The sequence below is a fragment of the Clostridium sp. UBA5712 genome (assembly GCF_002419845.1).
GTDB lineage: Bacteria > Bacillota > Clostridia > Clostridiales > Clostridiaceae > Clostridium_J > Clostridium_J sulfidigenes.
Genome location: NZ_DIGW01000010.1, coordinates 116,391 through 142,291, shown reverse-complemented (window position 1 = coordinate 142,291; position 25,901 = coordinate 116,391). Strand labels below are relative to the sequence as shown.

The window sequence follows — 25,901 nt, the reverse complement described above, 5'->3', positions numbered from 1 at the left end:
AATTAGAGTTTATTTATAGGGGGTAGGGGAAAATGACCAATATATATTTTGTAAGACATTGTGAACCAGATTTTTCAATTCATGAAGATTTAATTAGACCACTAACTCAAAAAGGGCAAGAGGATAGTAAAAAAGTAGAGAAAGTATTAAAAAATAAAGAGATTCATGCTATTTACTCTAGTCCATATAAACGTGCAATAGATACCGTTAGGAAGTTAGCAAATACTTTAAATTTAGAAGTAAAAACTAAGGATGATTTGAGAGAGCGGACTATTGCAGATCAATGGATAGATGATTTTAATGAATTTGTAAAATGTCAATGGGAGGATTTTGAGTACAAGCTTTCTAAGGGTGAATGTCTTAGACAGGTGCAAGAGAGAAATATAACAGCATTAAAAGAAATATTAAATGAGAATAAAGGCAAAAATGTAGTAATAGGAACTCATGGCACAGCTTTAAGTACAATATTGAATTATTATAATAAAACCTTTGGTTATGAGGAGTTTAATAGAATAAAAAGTATTATGCCTTGGATTATTGTTATGGAATTTAAGGGTGAGGAATTTATAGGATTTAAAGAAATAGATATAGATTAATGGAGGAGGAACAAAATTGAGAATACTTCATACTGGAGATTGGCATCTAGGAAAAAATCTAGAGGGTCAGAGTAGGATGGATGAGCAAGAAGAGTTTTTAAAGGACTTTGTAAATATTGTAGAAGAAAATAATATAGATTTGGTTATTATTGCAGGAGATGTCTATGATACAAGTAATCCACCAGCTAGAGCTGAAAAAATGTTTTATGATACTTTAAAGAGAATTTCTAGAAATGGTGAAAGGCTAACCCTTGTAATATCGGGAAATCATGATAATCCAGAGAGATTAGTGGCAGCAGGACCTTTAGCTATGGACCATGGAATAATTATGGTGGGAACTCCAAAAACTGTAGTTCAACCAGGGAGCTATGGAAAACACAGACTTATTGAATCTGGAGAAGGGTTTATTGAAATTGAAGTTAATGGAGAAAGAGCAGTTATATTAACAGTACCCTATCCCAGTGAAAAAAGATTAAATGAAATATTGTATAGTGGAATGGAAAGTGAAGAAGAAAAATTAATGTCTTATAGTGATAGAATACATGAGTTATTTTACTCTTTAGAAAGTCATTATAGAGAAGACACTATAAACTTAGTGGTATCACATCTCTTTGCCATGGGAAGTGAAGAAAGTGGTTCAGAGAGAAGCATACAACTAGGAGGAAGCTACATAGTAAATGGCAGTTGTTTTCCAGAGTCAGCTCAATATATAGCTCTTGGTCATGTGCATAAGCCTCAAATAGTCCCTGGAACTAATAAAAGAGCACGATACTCAGGTTCACCTCTTCATTATAATAAAAAGGAAATTAGCTTTAAAAATAAATGTTTTATAGTAGATGTGAAGGCTGGAGAAGATAGCCTTATAGAAGAGGTGGAAATAAAGGTTTATAAGCCCATTGAGGTGTGGAAATGTAATGGAGTAGAGGAGGCTATCTTAAAGTGTGAGGAAAATAAGGATAGAAATTGTTGGGTTTATCTTGAAATTTCTACAGATAGATATATAAATGAAGATGAAATAAAGAAAATGAAGATATTAAAAAGAGATATCCTAGAAATTATGCCTAAGATTATAGGGGGAGAGGAAGAGGATGAAAATGCTAGGAGTCTTTCTGAAAAATCCTTTGAAGAGATATTTAAGGATTTTTATAAAAGAGAAAGAGGAGTAGATGCAGAGGATGAAGTGGTTGATTTACTTATGTCTATAATCTCAGAAGAAGGAGGCCAAGATAATGAAACCAATTGGTCTTAAAATTAAGGGATTAAATAGCTTTAATGAAGAGCAATTTATAGATTTTGAAAAGCTTACGGAGCAAGGCTTTTTTGGTATATTTGGACCTACTGGCAGTGGAAAATCTACAGTATTAGATGGAATAACTTTAGCTTTATATGGGGAGGTTTCAAGAAAAAGTTCAAACTTTATAAATACTAATTGTGATAGCCTAGCTTTAAGTTATACCTTTCAAATTTCAGGAGCAAAGCCTAAGAGATATGTTGTAGATAGAGAATTTAAAAGGGATAAGAAAACGGGAAATCCTATATCAGGAAAATGTAAGATAATAGATATGACTTTTGAGGAGCCCATAATTTTAGCAGATAAGGTGAAGGAAGTTACTGCAGCTTGTAGAGAAATTATAGGATTAAGTTTAGAGGATTTTACTAGAACTGTAGTGTTACCTCAAGGAAAATTTAGTGAGTTTTTAAGGTTAGAGGGTAGAGCAAGAAGAGATATGCTTGAGAGATTATTTAATTTGCAAAAATATGGTGATAATCTTTCAAGTAAGCTTAAGGCTGAAGTAATCAAGGAAGAAAGTAAATACAAGGAGCTATCTGGTGAGCTTAAGGGTTATGAAAATTTAAATGAGGATACATTAAAAGAAAAAGAGGATGAACTAAAAGCTTCAACATATATACTAAAAAAAGGTAATGAGGAACTTAAGAAGTTAGCAGAAGATTTTAAGGAAAAAGAAGAAGTTTGGAAGTTAAGTTTAGATATTAAAGACTATGAGAAAAAGAAAAAAGCTCTAATGGAAAAAGCTGAAGAAATAGAAGAGTATAAGGAAAAACTAAAAATTGGTGAAGGTGCAGCTAGGGTTTTACCTTATATAGAAAGCTATGAAAATACTCTAAGAGATTTAAAAGCCTCGAAGGAAAAGGAAAATGCCTTAAATCTCCAATATGAAAAAATAAAAGTAGAAAAAGATGAACTAGAAAGTAAGTGGAATTTTTGGAGAAAGAAAAAGGATAAGGAGTTACCTGACTTAAAAGTAAAAGAAGAAAAGGTTAAGGATGCTTTAATAGAAAAGAAAAATTTAGATGCTTTAAAAGTTAATATTAGTGAGTTAAGAGAAAGTGTTAAAAGTTTAAATGAGCAGGGACAGAAAGCTCAGGGAAAAATAGATATTTTAGATAAAAGAATTCTTAAAGGTGGAAATGTTATAAAAGAAACTGAGATGAAGTTTGAAGCCCTTAAGATAGATAGTGACTTAAAGGAAAAGGTTCAAAGGGGTATTAGACTTAATGAAAGATTTTTAGACTTAAAAACTTTAGTAGATAAAGATAGATTAATCTTAACAAAACTTAAAAAGTTTATGGAAGAAGAACACATAAAAGAAGATTTATGCAGAGAAGAACTTAGTAAAAAGGAAGCATTGCTTATAGAAAAGGAAGAGCAGTTAGAGAAACTAATCAATACTTGTCCAGGAGAATCTACTGATCTTTTGAATCTTCAAAGAAGGATATCTGAGGAAACAGAAAAGACTAAAAGATATAGCATTGCAACTGAAGTTATTATAAGCTCAGAAGAAATTATTAAAAGTTTAAGGGAAGCAGTAAATAAATATGAGAAAAATAAGTCTAGGATAGATGAGGACATTAAAGGTTTAAAAGCAGAAATACTAGAGCTGCAGGTTGAGACTTTAGCAAGTGAGCTTAGAGAAAATTTAAATAAGGGTGAGCCTTGTCCTGTTTGTGGTTCTTTAGAGCATCATGTTGAGAATATAAGGCATATAGAAAACCTAGACTTAACTGGAAAAAACGAAAAACTGCATGACTTTGAAAATCAACTTAAGGAAATAGAAATGAATATTACTAGGGACAACACTAAAATCTTAAATTTAGAAGAAAACATTAAGGCTAAAGAACTAGAAATAAAAGCTTTAGGGGATGATTTTAAAGTTGGGAATCTAGGAGTATTAGAAGATAAATTTAAAGCACTAGATAAAGAACTTTCAAAGTATAATAAAGATAAAGAAGTTTTAGAAACTGTTATAAAAACTTTAAAAGAAGAAAAACTATCCTTAGAGGGTAAAAGAAATACTATAAAATCAGTAGTAGAAGAAAAGGAAAAGCAATATAAGGATGTAGAGCTAGAATTTAATAAAAATACTCTATCTTGTGGTGCTTTAGAAAATGATATAAATAATATAAAAGATTCTATCAATGTAGAAAGTTTTCAAGAAAAAAATGAAGAAATATTAAGGATAGAAAAAGAAAGAGAAGAGTTAGAAAAGAACATAAGAAAGTATAGAAAGGGATTAGATGAACTAATAGATAGCAAGGAATCCCTACAAATAAGCATAAATTCTCTTAGAGAAAACTTAGCTAAAGAAAAATCTGCTCTTATTGAAAAAGAAAAAAGTGCAGAGGAGAAGGAACTTCAAATAAAAGCTAAGGTAGGAGATCTCCATAATCTCAAGGACTTATTAATGCAGCTGCAGGAAGGAATAAAGACTATAGAAGATTCCTTTAATGGTTATGATAAGAAAAAGGAATCCATGGAAGAAGACTTTAAAAGCTGTAATGAAGCTTTAATAGAAATCATAAGTAAGGTTAGACAGTTAGATAAACGAGAGGCAGAAGAAAGAACTTACTTGAAGGATTGCTTAAGGAAGGAAAGTTTTGAAGATATAGAGCAGGTTAAAGATAATGTAATTTCTAAAGTGGAAATAGAGAGATTAAAGACACTTATTGAAGAGTATAATAATAGCATATCCAAGGTTAATGGGGCTATTGAAAGTTTACTTATAAAGATAAATGGAAGAGAAGTAAGTGAAGAAGCTTGGCAGCAGGTTCAAGAAGAAAAGGCCATAAAAGAAGAGGAAATAAAAGCTTTTACGGAAGTAAATATAAGATGCTCAGAAGAAGTTAATTATATACAGAAAAAACTATTGGAGTTAAAGGAATTGTTAGATAAAAAAGAAAAATTAGATCATAAATTAGCTCTTCTAGATGATTTAGAAAAGCTATTTAAGGGTAAAAAGTTTGTTGAGTTTGTAGCTGCTACTAGACTTAAATATGTATCCATGGAAGCCTCTAAGAGACTTAAGGAAATTACTAGTGGAACTTATGGTTTAGAAGTAGATGAACAGGGTAAATTCATAATAAGAGACTATAAAAATGGAGGAGCCTCAAGAGATGCATCCACACTTTCAGGAGGAGAGACATTCCTAACATCCTTAGCTTTAGCCTTAGCACTATCCTCAGAGATTCAACTTAAGGGAACAGCGCCCTTAGAGCTATTCTTCTTAGATGAAGGATTTGGAACACTAGATGATGACTTACTAGAAGTAGTTATGAGCTCCTTAGAGAGGATTCATAATGATAAACTTAAGGTCGGAATAATAAGTCACGTAGAATCTATAAAAAATAGGGTACCAGTAAAATTAGTAATTACTCCAGCAGAATCAGGTAGAGGTGGAAGTAAAGTTAAGATTGAAAGAAGTTAATTGCAACAATGATTTTTAATGTTATAATAGATTATTGGCATTAAGAGAAATGTAAATGAGGATGCAACTTAAGACAAGAAGTTTTATTGGTTAAATACAAACTCTATGTATGGCAAAATAAATATGTAAAGTGAGAAAAAGATATGAGATATGAAAGATTAGAAAAGCAAATAAATAGACTAGACAATGATATTGATTCTATGGGAGTAGCTAAGAAGTATTTATCAAATATTGATGAAATTAATGAAGTAATTAAAGAATTAAATGAAAAAAGAATAGGCCTTGCTAATGAGCTGTATTTTGAAGATCATTCATCTTATGCACAATGCTGTATAGAGATAAGTAATGTAATTGATAGACCTCTTGGTCAAGAAGCACAAGCTGAATTACTTGAGACTATAAAGGAAATATTTGGAAGAAAGTCTCCGAATGTAAGCAAAAAAAGTTATGGACTTAATGCTTGGCTTAAAGAACTGGATATAGAATATAAGTGGATTGAAAAAGAAAATGAAGATTGGGCTACGTTAATAATAAGTGGATTTGGATTACACGAATAAAATAAAAATATATTCTTAATTTTATATTGACGAAATAAATATATTTGTATATTATAGATAATAATATCAATAATAGCTATGATGAGAAAAGTAGATATTTAATTTCTTTTGCAGAGAGCTCCAGGTGTTGAAAAGGAGTAAAGAAGTATTTATCGAAACAAGGCTCTGAGCTTCATACGGATTCTTTAATGATGATGCTATGACGTAGGTCTACGTTACAGGACTAGAGTATAAGTATTTTTAATACCGTACTTGATAAGATTGATATGGTGACATATCTATGAATTTAGGTGGCAACGCGAAGATATAACTCTCGCCCTAAGGACTATAACAGTCCTAGGGGGGGAGTTTTTTTACGAGCAAAGCGAAAAGTTGCTTTAGCAACGTCACTCCAAATTTTATATTTGGTTAAGTGAAAAACTATAAAATCTTAAAATTAAAATTTATATATAAATGGGAGGTGAATTTAGTAAAGCTTGAAAAAAGCTTTACTAAGAGGATATGTGTAATGAAAATGATTCTTTAAACTTTGTAGATAGACTAGTGAAGGAAGATATTAATGAGGGAAAATGTGATGAAATTCATACTCGGTTTCCTCCTGAACCTAATGGATATCTCCATATAGGAAGTGCTTATGCAATAAATATAAGCTATGGAATTGCTAAAAAGTATAACGGAAAATTCAACTTAAGATTTGATGACACTAACCCAGGTAAAGAAGACCATGAGTATGTAGATGCTATTATGGAAGATATGAAGTGGATGGGGTTTGACTATGAGGATAGACTTTTTTATGGTTCAGATTACAGTGAAAAAATATATAACTATGCTTTATATTTAATAAGAAAGGGAAAGGCTTATGTATGTAATTTAACTCCCGATGAAGTAAGAGAATATAGGGGAACTTTAACAACACAGGGTAAAAATAGTCCATATAGAGATAGAACTATTGAAGAAAACTTAGAGTTATTTGATAAAATGAAGGCTGGTAAATATAAAGAGGGAGAAGCTGTGTTAAGAGCAAAAATAGATATGGCAAGTCCCAATATGAATATGAGAGACCCAGTTATTTATAGAATATCCTATACGCAACACTATAAAACTGGTACTCAATGGTGCATATACCCTATGTATGACTATGCTCATCCAATTCAAGACTATATTGAAGGGGTTTCTCATTCTTTATGTTCTAATGAATTCAAAGATCATAGACCCCTTTATGAATGGGTTTTAAATGAGTTAGATTTAGATAATCCAAAGCCAAGACAAATTGAATTTGGAAGAATGAATTTAAGTGGAGTAGTTACAAGTAAGAGATATTTAAAGATGTTAGTAGCTAGTGGAGAAGTTGATGGATGGGATGATCCAAGGCTTTCAACTTTAAAGGGAATGAGAAGAAGAGGGTATACACGAGAGGCAATTTTAAACTTTTTAAGAGAAATTGGAGTTGCTAAGGCTGATACTTTAGTAGATGTTGCTATGCTAGAGAACTCTTTAAGACAAGATTTGAAATTAAGGGTACCTTCTGTTATGGCAGTTCTTGATCCAATAAAAGTTGTAGTAACAAATTTACTAGAAGAACATTTAGAGTATTTAACCATTGAAAATAATGGTGAAAATGAAGACTTAGGTAAGAGAGAGATGCCTTTTACTAAAGAATTGTATATTGAAAGAGAGGATTTTAGTGAAAATCCACCTAAGAAATATAATAGATTAGTATTAGATGGAGAAGTTAGACTTAAGGGAGCATATTTTATAAAATGTAATGAGGTAATAAAGAATGAATCTGGTGAAATAGTAGAGCTTAGATGTAGCTATGATCCAGAGACTAAGAGTGGTAGTGGTTTTACTGGAAGAAAAGTTAAGGGTACAATTCACTGGGTAAGTGCAAAGTATGGAGTACCTTGTGAAGTTAGATTGTTTGAGAATTTATTTAATGATGCTCCATCTGGAGATAATTTATTTGAATATATAAATAAAAATTCCTTAGAAGTAAAGAAAAATGCAATTATTGAACCAGCAGCGCTTAGACTAAACGAAGAAGGTAGATTTCAATTTATAAGACATGGATACTTTATAAGAGATACTAGATTATCTGAAGAAAAACTAGTATTTAATAGAACTGTATCTTTGAAGAGCTCTTATAAAAAGTAAGTCAGTGTATATAAGAAAAATCCATTAGAAATAAAGTATAGAAAATAGCCCAAGGGATAAAGAAAATCCTTTGGGCTATTTTTATATAAGTAGGATAAGAAATTACATTAGTTTTTCCTGTATTATTTTGTGTAATTATCGAAATAACCTTGGATGAAGATTATAGGAGTTCCCTTATCTCCACTTCCAGAAGTTAAGTCAGATAATGAACCTATAAGATCAGTAAGTCTTCTTGGAGTAGTACCTTGTGATTCCATAGCACCTACTAAATCAGATTCTTTATTTTTAATATATTCAGAGATAGCAGACTTAAGTTCTTCACCTTTTAAATCAGCAAAGTTATTATCAGCAAGATATTTTAACTTAACTTCATTTGGTGTTCCTTCAAGTCCTGGAGTATATGCAGGTGATACAACTGGGTCTGCAAGTTCCCAAATCTTACCTACTGGATCTTTGAATGCTCCATCTCCATAAATCATAACTTCAACAGTTTTTCCAGTTTTCTCTTTAATCATAGCTTGTATATTATCAACTACTGGTTGGCAGTTACGAGGGAAAAGTTTAACTGTTTCCTCTGTAGATTTGTTTGAGCCTAAAAGTCCATAAGCTTCATTGAATCCACTACCATCAATTGATGAAGATAAAATATCATCAAGACTATAAATCTTTTCTCCACCATTTGCCTTAAGTATTTTCTTAGTTCTGAATCTAGTGTGAATGTCACAAGTAAGTACACTCTTTGTATAATCTAATATAGTTTTTGGATTATTTGAGAATATAACTTCACACTCTACTCCATAGCTTTCAACTAGAGATTTGTAATACTCAATATAATCAACACCGGTAAATGGATGTTTATTAAATCCAAAGTGTTCACGGAATTGCTTTTCAGTTAGAACATCTGTCCAAGGATTAACTCCTTTTTCATCTAGGATATCTAAATCTACTAAATGGTTACCAACTTCATCAGAAGGATAGCTAAGCATTAAAACAATTTTTTTAGCACCCTTTGCAATACCACGAAGGCATATAGCAAAACGGTTACGGCTTAATATTGGGAATATTACTCCCACAGTATCTTCACCAAACTTTGAGCTTACATCTTTAGCAATATTATCTATAGAAGCATAGTTTCCTTGTGCACGAGCAACTACAGATTCAGTTACAGTAACTACATCTTTATCATTAATTGAGAAACCTTCAACTTTAGCAGCAGTTAGCACGCTATCTACAACGATTTCTTCAATGTTATCTCCTTTGTTTATGATTGGGCAACGAAGTCCTCTAACAACAGTTCCAACGACTCTTTCCAATTATAACATCTCCTTTATGTAAAATTACATTAATTTTTAAAACCTACACTTGTAATATACACCATTTTAGTGGTATAAGTAAAATAAATAGATTAAATAGTAGATATAAGGAGTGCTTATATGATAAGTAAATTAGATTTATATAAGGTGTTTTGTATGGTGGGAAAGCATGAAAGTTTTTCAAGAGCTGCTAAAGAGTTATACATGACTCAACCCGCAGTAAGTCAATCTATTATGCAATTAGAAAGAGAACTAGATATAAGGCTTTTCACAAGAACTTCTAAAGGGGTTATACTTACAAATGAGGGGCGAATTTTATTTGAATATGCTAGCTCTGCCATGAATTTGATACATGTTGGAGAAGATAAACTTTTAAAAATTAAAAATATGATGATAGGAGATTTAAAAATAGGTGTAGGAGATACCATATCAAGATATTTTTTATTACCCTATTTAGAACAATTTCACAAGGAATATCCCAATATTAAGTTTAAAATAATAAATGCCACAACCTTAGAGCTTTGTGCTAGTGTAAAGTCAGGGGAAATAGATATTGCAATTTGTAATTTTCCTATTGAAGATTCTGCACTGGAACTTAGAGAATGTATGGATATTCATGATATATTTGTCTGTGGAAATAAGTACAAGAACCGTTGCTCTAAACCCATTAGCCTCGAAGAAATAACAGAATTACCATTAATATTATTAGAATCTAAATCTATATCAAGGCAATACATAGAAAAATATATGTTATCTAAAGGAATTAAAATTACTGCTGAAATCGAATTAGGATCTTATGATTTATTATTAGAATTTGCAAGGGCAAACTTAGGAATAGCCTGTGTTATTAAAGAATTTTCAAAAGAATATTTAGAAAAGGGAACAGTATATAAAGTGAAATTAAAAGAAGAAATACCTAAAAGAAGTATAGGGCTATGTTTTTTAAAGAGTGTGTCCCTTTCTCCCGCAACTACAAAATTTATTGAAATACTAGAGCATAAAACAGACATATAGGACAAAAACATATACAAAAATAGAATATACCCTGAAAGCTTAACACACAAAATAGAGGATTACTTTACAGGGTATTTTGTATTAACTAAAAATGACTACTTACTTCTTCTCTTTCAATTCTTTTTACATCTTTTAATCTTAAATGAGTTACGTCCATAATTTTATCATAGGATTCTCCATCTATAAGCATTTGTTTAGCTTTTTCACGTAGCTCAGGGTTATCTTCTAATTTCATAAATTTAACCTCCTTCAACATTTCGTTCAACCTTATTTTGTGATTATTATAAAAAACTATTCATATATATAGGAGCGCAATTAGGTATTTATTGAATGGTATAGTTGAATTTGTAAATCCGCAATGTTATAATAAATATAATTTAATAGATAGCTAGGGGTGCCAATTTGGCTGAGAAGGAAAGTCCTAACTCTAAGAACCTGATATGGTTAGTACCATCGGAGGGAAGCAAATAATAAGTCTTATTTTTATATAAAATAAAAGTCTTGCTTATGCAAAATTAGTATTTTTATAAAAGCTTAAGTAAAGATATAATTTTAATTATTAATATCTAAACTTAAATAAGAAGATATTGTTATATGAGTTATTGAGATTCTCAACACCTAGCATTTGTTAGGTGTTTTTTATTTGTAAAAATAAGTTAGTTAATGTACATAGGTATTGAAAGAAGGTGAAAATATGAAGGTTAATGGAAAAAGTGTAGATATGAATGGAATAACTACTATAAGCAGTTTGCTAAGTAAGTTAGATGTTAATGAAGAAAAGGTAGTAGTGGAATTAAATAAAGAAATAGTACCAAGAGAAAATTATTGGGAAATATATTTAAAAGAGGAGGATATTATAGAAGTTGTATCTTTTGTAGGGGGAGGCTAAAGAGAAATTATAAATATATTTCAAAAGACTTTTACAGAAAGATATAGAGTGGTGGATTTGTTTGAAAGAGAAAATTAAAATTAAAGTTAATGAAAACATAGAAGAAGTTAATAAGGGTGAAACTTGTCTTCGTTTAAAAGATAGGCTTAAGCCTAGTTGTGATGTGGTGATACTAAATGGATTTCCTTTAGTTAAAGATAAGATATTAAAGGAAGGTGACAACATTATTTTTATAAAGAGAGGACAAGTTCCAAGTAAAAGTGAACTTAGAGGTGTTATGATGGCAAGGCATACACCAGGGGTACATGAAAAAGTATCAAAGGCAAGAGTAGCCATTGCGGGTGTAGGGGGCCTTGGGTCCAATATTGCTATATCCTTAGCTCGGTTAGGAGTGGGATTTATAAGAATAATAGATTTTGATGTGGTAGAACCATCAAATTTAAATAGACAGCAATACTTAATAAGAGATATAGGAGAATATAAGGTTATTGCTTTAAAAAAACAACTCTTAGACATAAATCCATTTATAGAGATAAATGAAAAAATTGAGAAAATAGAAAAGGAGAATATAAAAGAATTATTTGAAGATGTAGATATTGTGTTAGAAGCTTTTGATAGTGCAAATTATAAAGCAATGTTGTGTAATGAGATATTAACTCAAGTTAAGGAATCAGTCCTTATAGCATCATCAGGTATGGCAGGTTTTTATTCTTCTAATGATATACAAACTAAAAAGATAAACAATAGGTTTTATATTTGTGGAGATGGAGTAAATGAAGCTAAAGAAGGATCTGGACTCATGGCACCAAGGGTAGCAATATGTGCAAATCATATGGCAAATATGGCACTTAGAATTATGTTGAAAGAAGGGGAAAGTTAAAATGGAAGATATGTTAAAAATAGGTGGAGTAGAATTAAAAAATAGATTATTTGTAGGTACAGGTAAGTATCCGTCTAATAAACTTATAAAGGAAGTCTTGAGTGAAAGTAATTCACAGGTTATTACCTTGGCCTTAAGAAGGATAGATTTAGATAATAAGGAAGAAGATATTTTATCTAATATACCTAAGAATGTTATTTTATTGCCTAATACATCAGGGGCAACTAATGCAGAAGAGGCAGTTAGGATTGCAAGAATTGCCAAAGCTATGGGATGTGGTAACTGGATAAAAATTGAGGTTATATCGGATTCAAAGTATCTGCTTCCGGATAATGAAGAAACTATAAAAGCTACAGAAATATTAGCTAAAGAAGGATTTACAGTACTCCCATATATGTGTCCAGATTTATATGCAGGGAGAAGATTAATAGAAGCGGGAGCATCGGCGGTTATGCCTTTAGGAGCACCGATAGGAAGTAATAGAGGTATAAGAACTAAGGAACTTATTGAAATAATGATAGATGAACTAGATATTCCAATTATAGTTGATGCTGGAATAGGAAAGCCATCACAAGCAATGGAAGCTATGGAAATGGGAGCAGCGGCATGTCTTGTTAATACAGCTATAGCTTCTTCAAAAAATCCAGCTAATATGGCAAGAGCCTTTAGTATGGCGGTAGAAGGTGGACGACTTGCTTATTTATCAAAATTTGGGACTGTTTCTAAAAGTGGAAATGCATCCTCACCACTCACAGGATTTTTAGGAGAGTAAAAAACTTTACACTAACGGAAAATTTGAGGAGATGAAAAAATGAGTTTTTATAGTACCATAGAAAAATTTAAGGATTTTGACTTTAATAGATATTGGAGTAGGGTAAAAGCAGAAGATGTAGAGAGAAGTATTAATGAAAAAAATCCAAATTATGAGGACTTGCTTAATTTATTATCACCAGTAGGAGAAAAAGTATTAGAAGATATGGCAGTAAAGGCAAGGGAATTATCGTTAAGACACTTTGGAAGAACTATTTTATTATATACTCCAATTTATATTTCAAATTATTGTGTTAATAAATGCTCTTATTGTGGATATAATCTTGAAAATTCTATAAGTAGAAAAAAGCTAACTTTGGAGGAAATAAAATCAGAATCAGAAGCAGTTGCTAAACAAGGATTTAAGCACATTATTCTATTAACAGGAGAAAGTCAAATTCATTCCCCAACTAGGTATATAGTAGATGCTATAAAAGTAATGAAAGAATACTTTCCATCTATAACCTTAGAGGTACAGCCTTTAAGTGAAGAGGATTATAAAAAAACTGTAGAAGTAGGAGCAGAAGGTCTTACTGTATACCAAGAAACCTATGATGAAGAAATTTATGATAGAGTTCATTTATCAGGACCTAAAAAGAATTATAAATTTAGATTAGATGCTCCAGAAAGAGGAGCAAGAGCTGGAATGAGAAGTATAAGTATAGGAGCTCTTCTTGGACTAGGTGATTTTAGAAGAGATGCCTTTTTCACAGCTCTTCATGGAGAGTATATTAGAAAGAAATATCCACATGTAGAAGTGACTTATTCACCTCCAAGAATCAGACCTTGTAAGGGAGGATTAAAGGAGTTAAACCCAGTGGAAGATAAAAAAATGGTACAAGTTATGTTAGCTTATAAAATCTTTGCACAGCAAAGTGGAATAAATGTTTCTACACGAGAAGATCATGAAATGAGAAAAAACCTTATACCTTTAGGAATCACCAAGATGAGTGCAGGTGTGTCTACAGAGGTTGGAGGTCATGCATTAAAAACTAAAGGTACATCACAATTTTCCATAAATGATGAAGGTTCAGTAGAAGAAATAAAAGAAATGATAATAGAAGCAGGGTTTCAACCAATATTTAAGGATTGGGAAAGAATTTGATTTACCTAATAACAAATAGGCATTTAGTTAGTGAAGAAAAATATTTTAAAACCCTGCAAGAAGCTTCACTGGCTGGTGTGGATAGAATAATATTAAGAGAAAAAGATTTAGATGATGAAGAATTAGAAAGGCTTTATTATAAAATAAAGGAGCTAGTAATTGGAAGTACTGAGATAATAATAAATTCTAATATGAAAATTTATGAAAAAGTAAAGGAAAGAACTGTTCATCTATCTTTTAAAGATTTTATGAATTTAGATAATAAAAAGAAATTTAATGTAGGAGTTTCTGTACATTCTTTAGAAGAAGGTATAAGGGCAGATAAAAAGGGGTGTAGCTATATACTAGCATCTCATATATTTTCTACCAAGTGTAAAGACGGATTAAAACCTAAGGGCGTTGAATTTATTCAAGAATTAAAGAAAGTAGTTACTTGTCCTATCATAGCTTTAGGTGGAATTTCAACAGAAAATGCTTCCAAGGTTATAGAAGCAGGAGCTGATGGAGTAGCATTAATGTCCACATTTTTTTATTGTGAAGACGTATATGATCTAGTTAGAACCTTAAAATACTAATAGTTATTTCTAAATAATAAAAATTATCCATTGCAAATATATCTTCTATTATAGTATCATTGTATTAAAGTTAGATTATTGAAATTTAAATTACAAGGGATATAGAAATAGAATATAAAATTAGAAGTTTTGCAATAATAGAAGATGGAGGTAATGAAAATGTTAAATATAGGATGTCACTTATCTACAACCAAGGGTTTTGAAAATATGGGAAAGGAAGCACTTTCAATAGGAGCTAATACCTTTCAATTTTTTACTAGAAATCCTAGGGGTGGAAAGGCAAAGGCTATAGATGAAAAAGATGTTGCTGCCCTTTTAAGAATAATGGAAGAAAATAAATTTAGTACTATATTGGCTCATGCACCTTACACATTGAATGCTTGTTCAGCAGATGAAAACACTAGAAAATTTGCATTAGAAATGATGACAGATGATTTATTAAGAATGGAGTACTTACCTAATAATTTATATAATTTTCACCCAGGTAGTCATGTTAAACAAGGCGTAGAAGTTGGAATTAATTATATTGTAGATATGCTTAATGCAGTTATTAAGCCGCAGCAGACTACTACTGTGTTATTAGAAACCATGGCAGGTAAGGGGACAGAAGTAGGAAGAAATTTTGAAGAAATAGCTGAAATTATTAATAGAGTAGAGCTAAAGGATCATATGGGAGTGTGTCTTGATACCTGTCACGTATATGATGCAGGATATGATATAGTTAATAATTTAGATGGAGTTTTAGAAGAGTTTGATAGAATAATTGGATTAGAAAAATTAAAGGCAATTCATTTAAATGATAGCAAAAATCCTTTTGAAAGTCATAAGGACAGACATGAAAAAATTGGTGAAGGTTCTTTAGGAATTGAAGCCATTACTAATATTATTAATCATCCTAAATTATGCAACTTACCATTTTTCCTTGAAACCCCAAATGACCTTGAGGGGTATGGCAAGGAAATAGAAATATTAAGAAGAAAGGCTCTTAGCTAGCAGCTAAGAGTCTTCTTTTCTTATAATTACAAATTGTTTTGTTCTACCCATGTTATAAGCAAGGCTTATCATAGACTTTTCTTCTTTAGTTAGACTTCTCTTGTACATTTTTTTAAATTGATCAAATACTCCATTCATATCAACTTTTTCTTTAACAGAAGAGGTACTTCTAGAAGGGTTAGTATATAATAAAGGCTTTATATTTTTATTGAAAATCATCTTTAATACTTCTGCTGTATAATAAGCATCATTACTCGCGTCATGAAAATCACCATGAAGGGGTATATCCAAAAGCTCAATTGCATTTTTAAGCCCAATTTTTATACCTTTTTTACTATTAAAATATTTTGATGCATGGCTTTGCACGTCGATATATTTAAGTGGAAGAGAGGTAGTAGATATATTATGAAATTTTATATTTCGTAAAAGTTCTTTTATATCTACTATCCCCCATACACAGAGAACTGCTTCTTCTTCACCAATAAATTTAGTAAATTTATCGTAAATATTAGGAAAGGTTTCTGAAGAATTTATATCATTATTACTTATTTTAGTAAGGTTTTCCACATAAGGATGTAGAGTTGTGTGAATAGTTGGCTTAATTAAAAAATTAAATGTGGATATCTTTTCGAAATTTTCATTCAATTTTAAAGCTCCTATCTGAATAATTTCAAAGGGGAGACTTAAATTATTGCTCTTTTCTACACATTGATTTTTTTCTAAACAAAGTTCTTTTTTATCTTCATATTTTTGATTAAATTCTAAGTCAAATATTATATAGTTCATTATATCACCACTTTTAACATATAAAATCAATTATCTTAGTATTGGTTATGTATTGATTAATTATTAAAAAACATAGTGTAACCAATACCGTACAACTATCTATAATAACAGAATTTGTAGCAATTATATAGCTTTTATTATCTAAAAAGCATAAAAATAGGCTACCTTAAGGTTAAATAATTTAACCCTAAGATAACCTTTTAAATTCAAGTTATAGCTTTTGAACATTCACAGCCATGGGCCCTTTAGCTCCATCAGTAATATCAAAAGTTACACTTTCACCTTCATGTAAATCTTTATTAGTTCCTTTTTCTTTTATTTGAGAATGATGTACAAATACATCATTGCCCTCATTACAAGAAATAAATCCATAACCCTTTCCTTCATCATACCATTTAACAATACCAGTTATACTAGACAATATTTATTCCTCCTTAAACAGTAAATTAACTTATAGTGTAGTATTTGAAAAAATTATGATTTTTAAACATAATAATAATTAATCTTAATAAAAAGAGATGAATAAATTTATTGTTAAGAAATGTAAGCTATTTAATAACAGTTAGATATTGATTTTTATCCACTACAACTTTCTTATGAGCTCTAAAATAATCAATGATAATGTCGGGCATTTCATTTAAGACTTCACCTACTACTCTACAATTTCTATAGAAATCATAACCACCTGCACCTGTTGCTCTATAGTTGTTCATGGCAAGGGTAAGGGTATCATTATCAAAAATGTCTTTACCCTTAAATTTCATTGAAACAACACGATTTCCTACTTCTTTGTTTATATCAAAGATATAACTCAAATTTGAGAAATAGTCATAGTTATAATGTTCTACCTTAGGTTTTAAGAAGCGGGTAGATACTTGTAATTCACCATCAATATTATCAAAGTAACTAGAGCATTTTTCAAGGGCAAGCTTTAAAGTTTTCCCATCTATTTCAATGATAGTTAGGGTATTAGGAAACATATATGTAGAGGTTATATCTCTTACTGTTACATTTTTATTAAAACCTTTTATTGAATTAGCAAATGATGTAACTGAAATATCAGCACTACTTGCACCCAACTGTACTTGATTTATGAAATTAGCTAAATAAGAGCCATTAGTAGCCATGTTTATGTGAGTACTAGGTTGAAGTTCTATATCTAAAAATCCTACAGGTGTATCCAACCACTTTTGAACTTGTTTTTCTAAATTTAAGAATTTATAATACATAGCATTATTAGGATTAAGCTCTACTTTTTTTAATGAAGAACTTATATTTTTACTTAAATCATCATGAAACTCTAAGTTTATTTCTAAAAATTTTGTCCCGTTGGGAGGGGTTTGAGCTATGTAGGTATTATGTAGATATTGTCCTGGAATTTCCATGTGTTGATGTCCAGTTAAAAGAATATGAAAATCAAATTCTTGACACAATTTATATGCTATGTTTTCATTAGTGTTGCTTAGTTTTTCATGGGATTCTAAATCATTTTCAAATCCACCATGATAAACTCCTATTACTAAATCACATTGTTTTTTAAGTTCTACATAATATTTTTTTACTGACTTAAAGGTATCTGTGATAGTGAAATTTTTTATATTTAAAGGCCTTTCCCATCTGTTTATAAAATCAGTGGTAAATCCCATTATGCCTACTTTTAACCCATTTTCCATGGTTTTAATATCATAAGGCAAAATACATATTTCTTTTGTTATATTATCTACATTAGTGCATAGGCATTTTCCATTTAAATTGCTAAGATATTTTTTCAAATAGTCATAGCCATAATTGAAATCATGATTTCCAAGAGTTACATAATCGTATTGACCTTCATTCATTACAGTTGCAAGTGGATGTATATCAAATTCATTATTACTTAGATAATTAGTTAAAGGAGAACCTTGAATTGTATCTCCACCATCTATGATTAGGGTATTTCCATCTTTTTCAAACTGATTAATTATATTTAATATACCCATATTCTTTTCAGTATCATCTCTATAATTTGTAGGATATATGTATCCGTGAATATCAGACGTAAAGTATATTTTTAATTTTTTCATTTTGTCACCTCATTATATTAAAAAACTGTATTTTATAAATTTTCATCAATATTACTATAACATATATATTATTCACATATAAAATCATCTTCGTAGATAAAATATCTAGTAAAAGTAAAATTTAAAGGTAATTTTATTAAGTTATATTATATAGAAATATTTACATTGAAAGAATAAGGTGCTAGAATAATGTTTAATATATATTAAATATCATATAGCAATGATGAAGCTACGACTATTTAAATATTTTAGAGAGCTGATGATAGGTGAAAATCAGTATATTATATAGTCTTTCCACTTCGGAGCTACTGATGAAGAATCAGAGGGGAGTGCTCCTTAAAGCACAGTAAAGAGGTCACTAATGTGACAACTGGAGTGGTACCGCGGGATATAATAGCTCTCGTCTCTATATTTATAGAGGCGGGAGTTTTTAATTTACAGCAAAATAAAAAGATTTAATATTAAAAAATTCATTTAGGAGGAATAAAAATGATAGATATTTATTTAATTAGAAAAAATCCTGAGAAAGTTAAGGCTGCACTTTTAAAGAGAATGGATAGTGTAGATTTTTCAGAGCTTTTACAGTGGGATGAAGAAAGAAGAAAAATATTAATACAGGTAGAAGAGCTTAAAAGCAACAAAAATAAGGTTTCTAAAGAGATTCCTATTCTTAAGAAAAGGGGAGAAAATGTAGAAGATTTATATGAAGAAATGAAAGTAGTTAGCAAAGAGATAAAGGAATATGATGAGAAACTTCAAGAGATGGAAGAAAAGATAAATACATTTATGGAAAGCCTTCCGAATATACCCGATGAGGATGTAGTAGCAGGTGGAAAAGAAAATAACAAGGTAGTTAGAGAATTTGGAGAAAAGCCTAATTTCAATTTCCAAATTAAAGATCATGTAGAACTTGCTAAAGTTCATGAGCTTATTGATTATGAAAGAGGAGTTAAGCTTGGAGGTAATGGATTTTGGATATATAAAGGTGTAGGAGCTATGTTAGAATGGGCTTTACTTAATTATTTTATAGAAGAGCATATAAAAGACGGATATGAATTTATCCTGCCTCCACATATATTAAACTATCAATGTGGTCTTTCAGCAGGTCAGTTTCCTAAATTTGTTGATGAAGTATTTACAGTAGGGGACAAAAAAGATAAAGAAAGTATGCAATTTATGCTTCCTACAGCAGAGACTGCTTTAATAAATCTTTATAGAGGAGAAATTTTAAAAGAAGAAGAATTACCTAAGAAATTGTTTGCTTATACTCCTTGTTATCGTGTTGAAGCTGGAAGCTATAGAAAATCTGAAAGAGGTATGATAAGAGGACATCAGTTTAATAAAATAGAAATGTTCCAATATACAAAACCTGAGGATTCAGATGAAGCTTTAGAGGAATTAATCAAAAAAGCTGAAGCTCTGGTAAAAGGCTTAGGACTACATTATAGACTAGTAAAGCTGGCAGCTAAAGATTGTAGTGCATCTATGGCGAAGACCTATGATATAGAAGTATGGATACCGAGTATGAATGAATATAAAGAGATAAGTTCAGCTTCTAATGCAAGAGATTATCAGGCAAGAAGGGGGATGATAAGATTTAGAAGAGAAGATGGTAATAAGGTAGAATATCTAAATACCTTAAATGCATCAGGGTTAGCTACAAGCAGATTATTACCTGCAATACTAGAACAATATCAACAGGAGGACGGAAGTGTTATAGTACCAGAAGTATTGAGAAAGTGGATAGGTAAAGAAAAAATATAGAAATATTTACAATATATATAATAAGTAAAATATGATTATCAAATTTTTAAGGATATAGAGCCTTATAAAGATAAGGTTGTAATTATTAAAAGTGCTAAAACTATAATTAAAGAAATATAAGATAAGAACTTTTAAGCAACTATTGAATATTATGTAATTATAATGAATTATTTCGATGGTGGGAGGAAAGTTTAATGAATCCTTATGAGCTAATAACTAAGATTAAGGGAAAAATGAAGGACCCTAATTTTGCAGCTAGATTTAATAATGCAGCCAATGTAGTAAATAATATACCAGGACTACAACAAGAGATAATTAGGATAGCCCAGATTAATGATCCAAAGGCTCAAGATGCAGCAATAGAAAAATTACCTAGAGAAGCTAAGCAAGCTGTTCAAGAAATATTAAGTTTATTGAATATGTAATAGTTTAAATTAAATAAGAAAATATTTAATGAAATAAACCAGGGATATTACAATATCTCTGGTTTATTTTCCGAAAAATATTATTGTATAAATAACACTAAATATCGTTTATAAAATTTTAATTAAAAAGATTTGTAAGAATATATTGAAATTATTTATGTAAGATGATATTATGAGTTTGACAAGTTAATAACAATTTTCGGGGCAGGGTGAAATTCCCTACCGGCGGTATAGCCCGCGAGCCATTTTGGCATGACTTGGTGAGATTCCAAGGCCGACAGTAAAGTCTGGATGTGAGAAAATTATTTGTAAGTATAGTAATTACTATAGTTATTTTATCCGATGACTACCAGCTCTAATATTTCTATCTTCTCTAAAGAGGGAGTTAAGAGCTATTACGTCCATGGATAACGGTTTCTAAAGCTTCAGAGAAGCTAAGAACTCTGTTTATATAACTATAATTGTTAGTTTATGTGCTCTGAAATATATATATATTTCAGAGATTTTTTATTTTACGATTAATATTAAATTTTTAATATTAATTATAAAACAAACTAAATTTTACTAGAAATATGAATAAAAATTTAGCCCCAGGGTATTATACTTGGGGCTTTTATTTTATTTAAATAAGGATGTGATTTTATGGATGAAAATTATATGAGACTGGCGTTGACATTAGCAGAGAAGGGACGGGGAAGGGTTAATCCTAATCCAATGGTAGGTGCTGTAATTGTTAAAAATGGAACTATTATTGGTGAAGGATATCATCAGGTCTATGGACATAACCATGCGGAGGTTAATGCGTTTAAAGATGCTAAAGAAGATACTTTGGGAGCAACTCTTTATGTGACCTTAGAGCCCTGTTCTCATCATGGGAAAACACCACCTTGTGTAGATAAAATCATAGAGAAAAAAATAAAGAGAGTAGTAATTGGAGCTTTAGATCCAAACCCATTAGTGGCGGGGAGAGGAGTTAAAAAGCTTAGAGACTGTGGAATAATTGTAGATATAGGTGTTTTAGAAAAGGAATGTATTGCTTTAAATGAAATATTTATGAAGTACATTTCTACAAAGCAACCCTTTGTAATCATGAAAACTGCCATGTCACTAGATGGTAAGATAGCTACTCAATATGGGGAATCAAAGTGGATAACTGGAGAAGCTTCAAGAAAAAATGTGCATAATTTGAGAAATGACCTTATGGGAATAATGGTTGGAGCTAATACGGTTATTAAGGATAATCCAGAGTTGACTTGTAGGGTACTAGGAGGGAAAAACCCTATAAGAATAATATTAGATAGCTCTCTTAGAATTCCTTTAAATTCTAAAGTTATAGAGGATAAGAAGGCAAGAACTATTATAGTAACTACGGAAAAAGCTTCAAAGGAAAAAATATCTATTTACACTGAGAGGGGTGTAGAGATGGTGGTCATTCCTTCTAAAGAAGAAAAAGTCAATTTGGAGATATTAATGGAGACTTTAGGAGAAATGAACATTGATAGTATTCTTCTTGAAGGAGGGGGAACCTTAAACTTCGAAGCCCTAAAAGCTGGAATAGTAGATAAAATTCAAATTTACATTGCACCAAAATTTATTGGAGGAGAAAGGTCTAAAACTCCAGTAGAGGGAAGGGGAATAAAAGTTCTAGAAGAAGCCTATGGAGTAGAGAGTATAAGGGTAGGTACTATAGGAGAAGATATTTTAATAGAAGGATACATGAAGGAGAGATGGAAGCCTTGTTTACAGGAATAGTTGAAGAGGTAGGAGAAATTAGAGGAATAAAAAAGGGAGAAAAATCTTCCATACTTTCAATTAAAGCTAATAAAGTTATTGAGGATGTAAAGGTAGGACATAGTATTTGTACCAATGGAGTATGCTTAACAGTAACAAATATATATGGAAATATATTTGATGCTGATGTTATGGCTGAAACTTTAAGAAGAAGTAATTTAGGGGAATTAAAGGTTGGAAGTAAAGTAAATTTAGAAAGAGCCTTAAGTGCTAAAGGAAGATTTGGAGGACATATAGTAAGTGGACATATAGATGGCGTTGAGAAAATTGTTTCCCTGGAAAAGGAAGATAATGCAATATGGGTTACCATAGAGGCTAAGGAAAACATTTTACAGTATATAGTTGAAAAAGGTTCTATTGCCATTGATGGAATAAGTCTTACTGTGGCCTATGTAGATGATAAGGTATTTAAAGTATCTGTAATTCCACATACTGGAAAAGAAACTATATTATTGTCTAAAACCAGTGAAGATACTGTAAATCTTGAATGTGATGTTATAGGTAAATATGTAGAAAAACTTTTAACATTTCAAAGTGGTAAAAAAGTAGAAAAAAAAGATTCCATTAATGAAGACTTTCTTAAAGAAAATGGATTCTTATAAGATTAAATAAAATAGGGAGGGTTAAACATGTCAGAATTTTACACGATTGAAGAAGCAATTAAGGATATTAAAGAAGGGAAGATGGTTATAGTTATTGATGATCCCGATAGAGAAAATGAGGGAGATTTATTAATGGCTGCTGAAAAGGTTACTCCAGAAGCTATAAATTTTATGGCTAAATTTGGGAGAGGTCTTATATGTATGCCATTGGAGGGAGAAAGACTTAGAGATTTAAAAATTGAGCCCATGGTTGAAAAAAATACAGATAATCATGAAACTGCATTTACAGTATCCGTAGATCATATTAGTACAACTACAGGAATATCTGCCTACGAGAGAGCTTTAACTATTCAGAAGATTTTAGATGAAGATAGCATAGGAAAAGACTTTAGAAGACCAGGGCATATTTTTCCTCTACAAGCTAGAGATGGAGGTGTATTAAAAAGAGTAGGACATACTGAGGCAGCAGTGGATTTAGCCAAAATGGCAGGTTTAAAGCCAGCAGGAGTAATTTGTGAAATTATGAGTGAAGATGGAACTATGGCTAGAACTGAGGAACTTTTAGAGTTAGGTAAACTACATAATATTAAAGTAATAACTATAGCAGATTTAGTAAGATATAGAAGAAAGACAGAAATACTAGTAGAAATGGCAGCAGCAATAGATATGCCTACAAAATACGGGAATTTTAAAATGTATGGTTTTATTAATAAATTGAATGGTGAACATCATGTGGCATTAGTTAAAGGAGAAATTGATGAGAATAAACCAATTCTAACAAGACTTCATTCTGAATGCTTAACAGGAGACGTTCTTGGATCTAATAGATGTGATTGTGGAGAGCAATTGGCAGAAGCTTTAAGGAGAATTGAAGAAGAAGGCTGCGGGATACTTTTATATATGCGACAAGAGGGAAGAGGCATAGGACTTATAAATAAATTAAAGGCCTACGATTTACAAGACCATGGATATGATACAGTAGAGGCAAATATTAAACTTGGATTTCCAGCAGACCTTAGAGATTATGGAATAGGAGCTCAAATTCTTAGAGAGTTAGGAGCTAAAAAACTTAGACTTATGACTAATAATCCCAAGAAAATTAAAGGATTAGATGGATATGATATTGAGGTGGTAGAGAGAGTGCCAATCCAAATCAATTACAATAAAGATAATGAATTTTATTTAAAAACTAAACAAAATAAAATGGACCACATACTTAGTTACCAGTAATACTCTAAATCTATGGTTTAGTATAAATTATAATATAATCTAGGAGGAATAATGATGAAAATATTTGAAGGAAATTTAGTTGCGCAAGGATTAAGAGTTGGGATAGTAGTAGGAAGATTTAATGAGTTTATTGTATCTAAACTTTTAGGTGGAGCAATTGATGGACTTAAAAGACATGGAGTAGAAGAAGATAATATTGAAGTGGCATGGGTGCCAGGAGCTTTTGAATTACCACTGGTAGCAAAAAAAATGGCTCAAAATGAAAATTATGATGCAATTATATGCCTTGGAGCAGTTATTAAGGGCTCTACACCACATTTCGATTACGTTTGTGCTGAGGCTTCAAAAGGAATAGCATCAGTATCTCTTAGTACAGAGAAACCAGTTATTTTTGGAGTTTTAACAACGGACACTATAGAGCAGGCTATAGAAAGAGCCGGAACTAAAGCAGGTAATAAGGGCTACGATGCAGCAGTAACAGCTATAGAAATGGCAAATTTATTAAAAAGTTTCTAATTAAAAGTTTGATTATGAAAATATAATAAAATTATTTAATTTAATAGTCAGTATATGATAAAATTACCTATAAAGATATATAAATAGCTATATATTTTTATAGGGAAATAGTTATAGATATAACTATTTTAATATTTAACTATTTAAATAGTTGCTTTATTCATGCGGAGTTTAGATGATTTCTCATTTAAAGGGTGTAATTAAATTACACAGAAAGCAGAGAAAATTGACAAAAGATGTAATCAATGCTATGCTTTAAGAAATTAAATATTTAGGGAGCTTGTATAACAGGCTGAGAGGAAGCAAAAGGTAGCTTCGACCTATAACCTGATTTGGATAATGCCAACGTAGGGAATTACATTAAAAATATTAATGGGACATACTATTTGGTATGTCCCATATTTTTTTGGATTCTACAAAATTCTGTTAAGGAAGTGTATGAAATGAGTATAAGTAAAAGTCAAATGAAGTTATATGTAGTAACGGATAGAAGTTGGTTAGATGGAAAATTGTTTACTGAAGAAATCGAAAAAACTTTACAAGGAGGAGCTACATTAATTCAGCTAAGAGAAAAAAATTTATTCTATGATGAATTTCTAAAGGAAGGAAAAGAGATAAAGAAGATTACAGATAAATATAATATTCCTTTAATTATTAATGATAATGTGGAAATAGCTATGAATATTGATGCATCTGGGGTTCATATAGGTCAAAGTGATATGGATGCAGCAGAAGTGAAAAAGCGGATAGGGAAAGATAAAATTTTAGGAGTTACAGCAAAAACTGTGGAACAAGCTATTAAAGCAGAAAAAGATGGGGCAAGTTATATTGGAGTTGGAGCAGCTTTTTCAACTTCAACTAAATTAGATACTAGAGTAATAACCTTTGAAACAATTAAAAATATATGTAAATCTGTAACTATACCAGTGGTGGCTATTGGAGGTATAGATGAGAATAATATTATGAACCTAAAAGGCTTAGGAATACATGGAGTTGCTTTAGTATCTTCAATATTTTCTAAAGAAGATGTGCTATTAGCAACAAAACAAATGTTAGAGTTAACTGAATGTATGTTAACTCAATAGAATAGACATGGGAAATAGGTGTGCATTTT

24 protein-coding genes, 3 riboswitches and 2 other annotated features are annotated in these 25,901 nt (G+C 30.7%); of the genes, 19 read left to right on the top strand and 5 right to left on the bottom strand.

Features of this window, described 5'->3' with window-relative positions; genetic code table 11:
• Positions 1-32: 32 nt before the first annotated feature.
• The 5 genes from B3B03_RS04700 to B3B03_RS04680 all read left to right on the top strand — a co-directional run bounded on the left by B3B03_RS04700 (position 33) and on the right by B3B03_RS04680 (position 8,031).
• Positions 33-596: a histidine phosphatase family protein gene (locus B3B03_RS04700; RefSeq protein WP_346876588.1), complete on the top strand. Its 564-nt coding sequence runs from the start codon at positions 33-35 to the stop codon at positions 594-596.
• 16 nt (positions 597-612) lie between these two features.
• Positions 613-1,845, top strand: coding sequence for an exonuclease SbcCD subunit D (locus B3B03_RS04695; protein WP_346876587.1), 1,233 nt, complete (start codon positions 613-615; stop codon positions 1,843-1,845).
• The gene (locus tag B3B03_RS04690) at positions 1,826-5,320 is read left to right on the top strand and encodes an SbcC/MukB-like Walker B domain-containing protein (RefSeq protein WP_346876586.1); all 3,495 of its coding nucleotides are present in this window, start codon (positions 1,826-1,828) and stop codon (positions 5,318-5,320) included. Before B3B03_RS04695 ends, B3B03_RS04690 begins: the two co-directional genes overlap by 20 nt.
• A gap of 143 nt (positions 5,321-5,463) precedes the next feature.
• Complete coding sequence (locus tag B3B03_RS04685) at positions 5,464-5,877, top strand: hypothetical protein (RefSeq protein WP_035133824.1); 414 nt, start codon at positions 5,464-5,466, stop codon at positions 5,875-5,877.
• Between the two features lie 69 nt (positions 5,878-5,946).
• Positions 5,947-6,201: a binding site (T-box leader), on the top strand.
• 177 nt (positions 6,202-6,378) lie between these two features.
• The gene (locus B3B03_RS04680) at positions 6,379-8,031 is read left to right on the top strand and encodes a glutamine--tRNA ligase/YqeY domain fusion protein (protein WP_346876585.1); all 1,653 of its coding nucleotides are present in this window, start codon (positions 6,379-6,381) and stop codon (positions 8,029-8,031) included.
• A 122-nt stretch (positions 8,032-8,153) separates the two neighbouring features.
• Here the strand turns inward: B3B03_RS04680 and B3B03_RS04675 are convergent, their stop codons facing one another.
• Complete coding sequence (locus tag B3B03_RS04675; RefSeq protein WP_346876584.1) at positions 8,154-9,344, bottom strand: coenzyme F420-0:L-glutamate ligase; 1,191 nt, start codon at positions 9,342-9,344, stop codon at positions 8,154-8,156.
• Between the two features lie 120 nt (positions 9,345-9,464).
• On the opposite strand from B3B03_RS04675, the gene B3B03_RS04670 reads away from it, so the two are divergent.
• Entirely contained in the window at positions 9,465-10,358 is an 894-nt protein-coding gene (locus B3B03_RS04670) for a LysR substrate-binding domain-containing protein (RefSeq protein ID WP_150841824.1), read from the top strand.
• Between the two features lie 85 nt (positions 10,359-10,443).
• Here B3B03_RS04670 and B3B03_RS04665 read toward each other — a convergent pair whose 3' ends face one another.
• Positions 10,444-10,593 carry a hypothetical protein gene (locus B3B03_RS04665; RefSeq protein ID WP_167402733.1) on the bottom strand — a complete coding sequence of 50 codons (150 nt, stop codon included), beginning with the start codon at positions 10,591-10,593 and terminating at the stop codon, positions 10,444-10,446.
• Between the two features lie 145 nt (positions 10,594-10,738).
• Positions 10,739-10,837, top strand: a riboswitch (TPP riboswitch).
• A gap of 215 nt (positions 10,838-11,052) precedes the next feature.
• On the opposite strand from B3B03_RS04665, the gene thiS reads away from it, so the two are divergent.
• From thiS to B3B03_RS04635, 6 genes are all read left to right on the top strand, one after another.
• Entirely contained in the window at positions 11,053-11,247 is a 195-nt protein-coding gene (gene thiS / locus B3B03_RS04660; RefSeq protein ID WP_346876583.1) for a sulfur carrier protein ThiS, read from the top strand.
• 73 nt (positions 11,248-11,320) lie between these two features.
• Complete coding sequence (thiF, locus tag B3B03_RS04655) at positions 11,321-12,127, top strand: sulfur carrier protein ThiS adenylyltransferase ThiF (protein WP_346876710.1); 807 nt, start codon at positions 11,321-11,323, stop codon at positions 12,125-12,127.
• Between the two features lies 1 nt (position 12,128).
• Positions 12,129-12,899: a thiazole synthase gene (locus B3B03_RS04650; protein WP_346876582.1), complete on the top strand. Its 771-nt coding sequence runs from the start codon at positions 12,129-12,131 to the stop codon at positions 12,897-12,899.
• Between the two features lie 39 nt (positions 12,900-12,938).
• Positions 12,939-14,042: a 2-iminoacetate synthase ThiH gene (gene thiH / locus B3B03_RS04645; RefSeq protein ID WP_346876581.1), complete on the top strand. Its 1,104-nt coding sequence runs from the start codon at positions 12,939-12,941 to the stop codon at positions 14,040-14,042.
• Positions 14,027-14,617, top strand: coding sequence for a thiamine phosphate synthase (locus B3B03_RS04640; RefSeq protein WP_346876580.1), 591 nt, complete (start codon positions 14,027-14,029; stop codon positions 14,615-14,617). Before thiH ends, B3B03_RS04640 begins: the two co-directional genes overlap by 16 nt.
• 159 nt (positions 14,618-14,776) lie before the next feature.
• A complete protein-coding gene (locus B3B03_RS04635) occupies positions 14,777-15,610 on the top strand; it encodes a deoxyribonuclease IV (protein WP_346876579.1) in 834 nt (277 codons plus the stop codon).
• Positions 15,611-15,613: 3 nt separating this feature from the next.
• On the opposite strand, the gene B3B03_RS04630 is transcribed toward B3B03_RS04635, so the two are convergent.
• The 3 genes from B3B03_RS04630 to B3B03_RS04620 form a co-directional block, all read right to left on the bottom strand.
• Complete coding sequence (locus B3B03_RS04630; RefSeq protein ID WP_346876578.1) at positions 15,614-16,396, bottom strand: 3'-5' exonuclease; 783 nt, start codon at positions 16,394-16,396, stop codon at positions 15,614-15,616.
• Positions 16,397-16,607: 211 nt separating this feature from the next.
• Entirely contained in the window at positions 16,608-16,817 is a 210-nt protein-coding gene (locus B3B03_RS04625; RefSeq protein ID WP_035133808.1) for a cold-shock protein, read from the bottom strand.
• Between the two features lie 127 nt (positions 16,818-16,944).
• Positions 16,945-18,459: a bifunctional UDP-sugar hydrolase/5'-nucleotidase gene (locus tag B3B03_RS04620; RefSeq protein WP_346876577.1), complete on the bottom strand. Its 1,515-nt coding sequence runs from the start codon at positions 18,457-18,459 to the stop codon at positions 16,945-16,947.
• A 211-nt stretch (positions 18,460-18,670) separates the two neighbouring features.
• Positions 18,671-18,870 (top strand) — a binding site (T-box leader).
• Positions 18,871-18,948: 78 nt separating this feature from the next.
• On the opposite strand from B3B03_RS04620, the gene serS reads away from it, so the two are divergent.
• The 7 genes from serS (at position 18,949) to thiE (ending at position 25,872) form a co-directional block, all read left to right on the top strand.
• On the top strand, positions 18,949-20,223 hold the full coding sequence (gene serS / locus B3B03_RS04615) for a serine--tRNA ligase (RefSeq protein WP_346847540.1): 1,275 nt from the start codon (positions 18,949-18,951) through the stop codon (positions 20,221-20,223).
• A gap of 194 nt (positions 20,224-20,417) precedes the next feature.
• Positions 20,418-20,648 (top strand): hypothetical protein, encoded by a 231-nt coding sequence (locus tag B3B03_RS04610; protein ID WP_035133802.1) that lies wholly within the window; start codon positions 20,418-20,420, stop codon positions 20,646-20,648.
• Positions 20,649-20,839: 191 nt separating this feature from the next.
• Positions 20,840-20,955: riboswitch (FMN riboswitch) on the top strand.
• 335 nt (positions 20,956-21,290) lie between these two features.
• The gene (ribD, locus tag B3B03_RS04605) at positions 21,291-22,400 is read left to right on the top strand and encodes a bifunctional diaminohydroxyphosphoribosylaminopyrimidine deaminase/5-amino-6-(5-phosphoribosylamino)uracil reductase RibD (RefSeq protein ID WP_346876576.1); all 1,110 of its coding nucleotides are present in this window, start codon (positions 21,291-21,293) and stop codon (positions 22,398-22,400) included.
• On the top strand, positions 22,385-23,041 hold the full coding sequence (locus tag B3B03_RS04600; protein ID WP_346876709.1) for a riboflavin synthase: 657 nt from the start codon (positions 22,385-22,387) through the stop codon (positions 23,039-23,041). Before ribD ends, B3B03_RS04600 begins: the two co-directional genes overlap by 16 nt.
• A gap of 27 nt (positions 23,042-23,068) precedes the next feature.
• Positions 23,069-24,271 carry a bifunctional 3,4-dihydroxy-2-butanone-4-phosphate synthase/GTP cyclohydrolase II gene (locus tag B3B03_RS04595; RefSeq protein ID WP_346847538.1) on the top strand — a complete coding sequence of 401 codons (1,203 nt, stop codon included), beginning with the start codon at positions 23,069-23,071 and terminating at the stop codon, positions 24,269-24,271.
• Between the two features lie 54 nt (positions 24,272-24,325).
• Positions 24,326-24,787: a 6,7-dimethyl-8-ribityllumazine synthase gene (gene ribE / locus B3B03_RS04590; RefSeq protein WP_035133799.1), complete on the top strand. Its 462-nt coding sequence runs from the start codon at positions 24,326-24,328 to the stop codon at positions 24,785-24,787.
• 262 nt (positions 24,788-25,049) lie between these two features.
• A riboswitch (TPP riboswitch) is annotated at positions 25,050-25,158 on the top strand.
• Positions 25,159-25,230: 72 nt separating this feature from the next.
• The gene (thiE, locus tag B3B03_RS04585) at positions 25,231-25,872 is read left to right on the top strand and encodes a thiamine phosphate synthase (RefSeq protein WP_346847537.1); all 642 of its coding nucleotides are present in this window, start codon (positions 25,231-25,233) and stop codon (positions 25,870-25,872) included.
• The last annotated feature ends 29 nt before the right edge of the window (positions 25,873-25,901 follow it).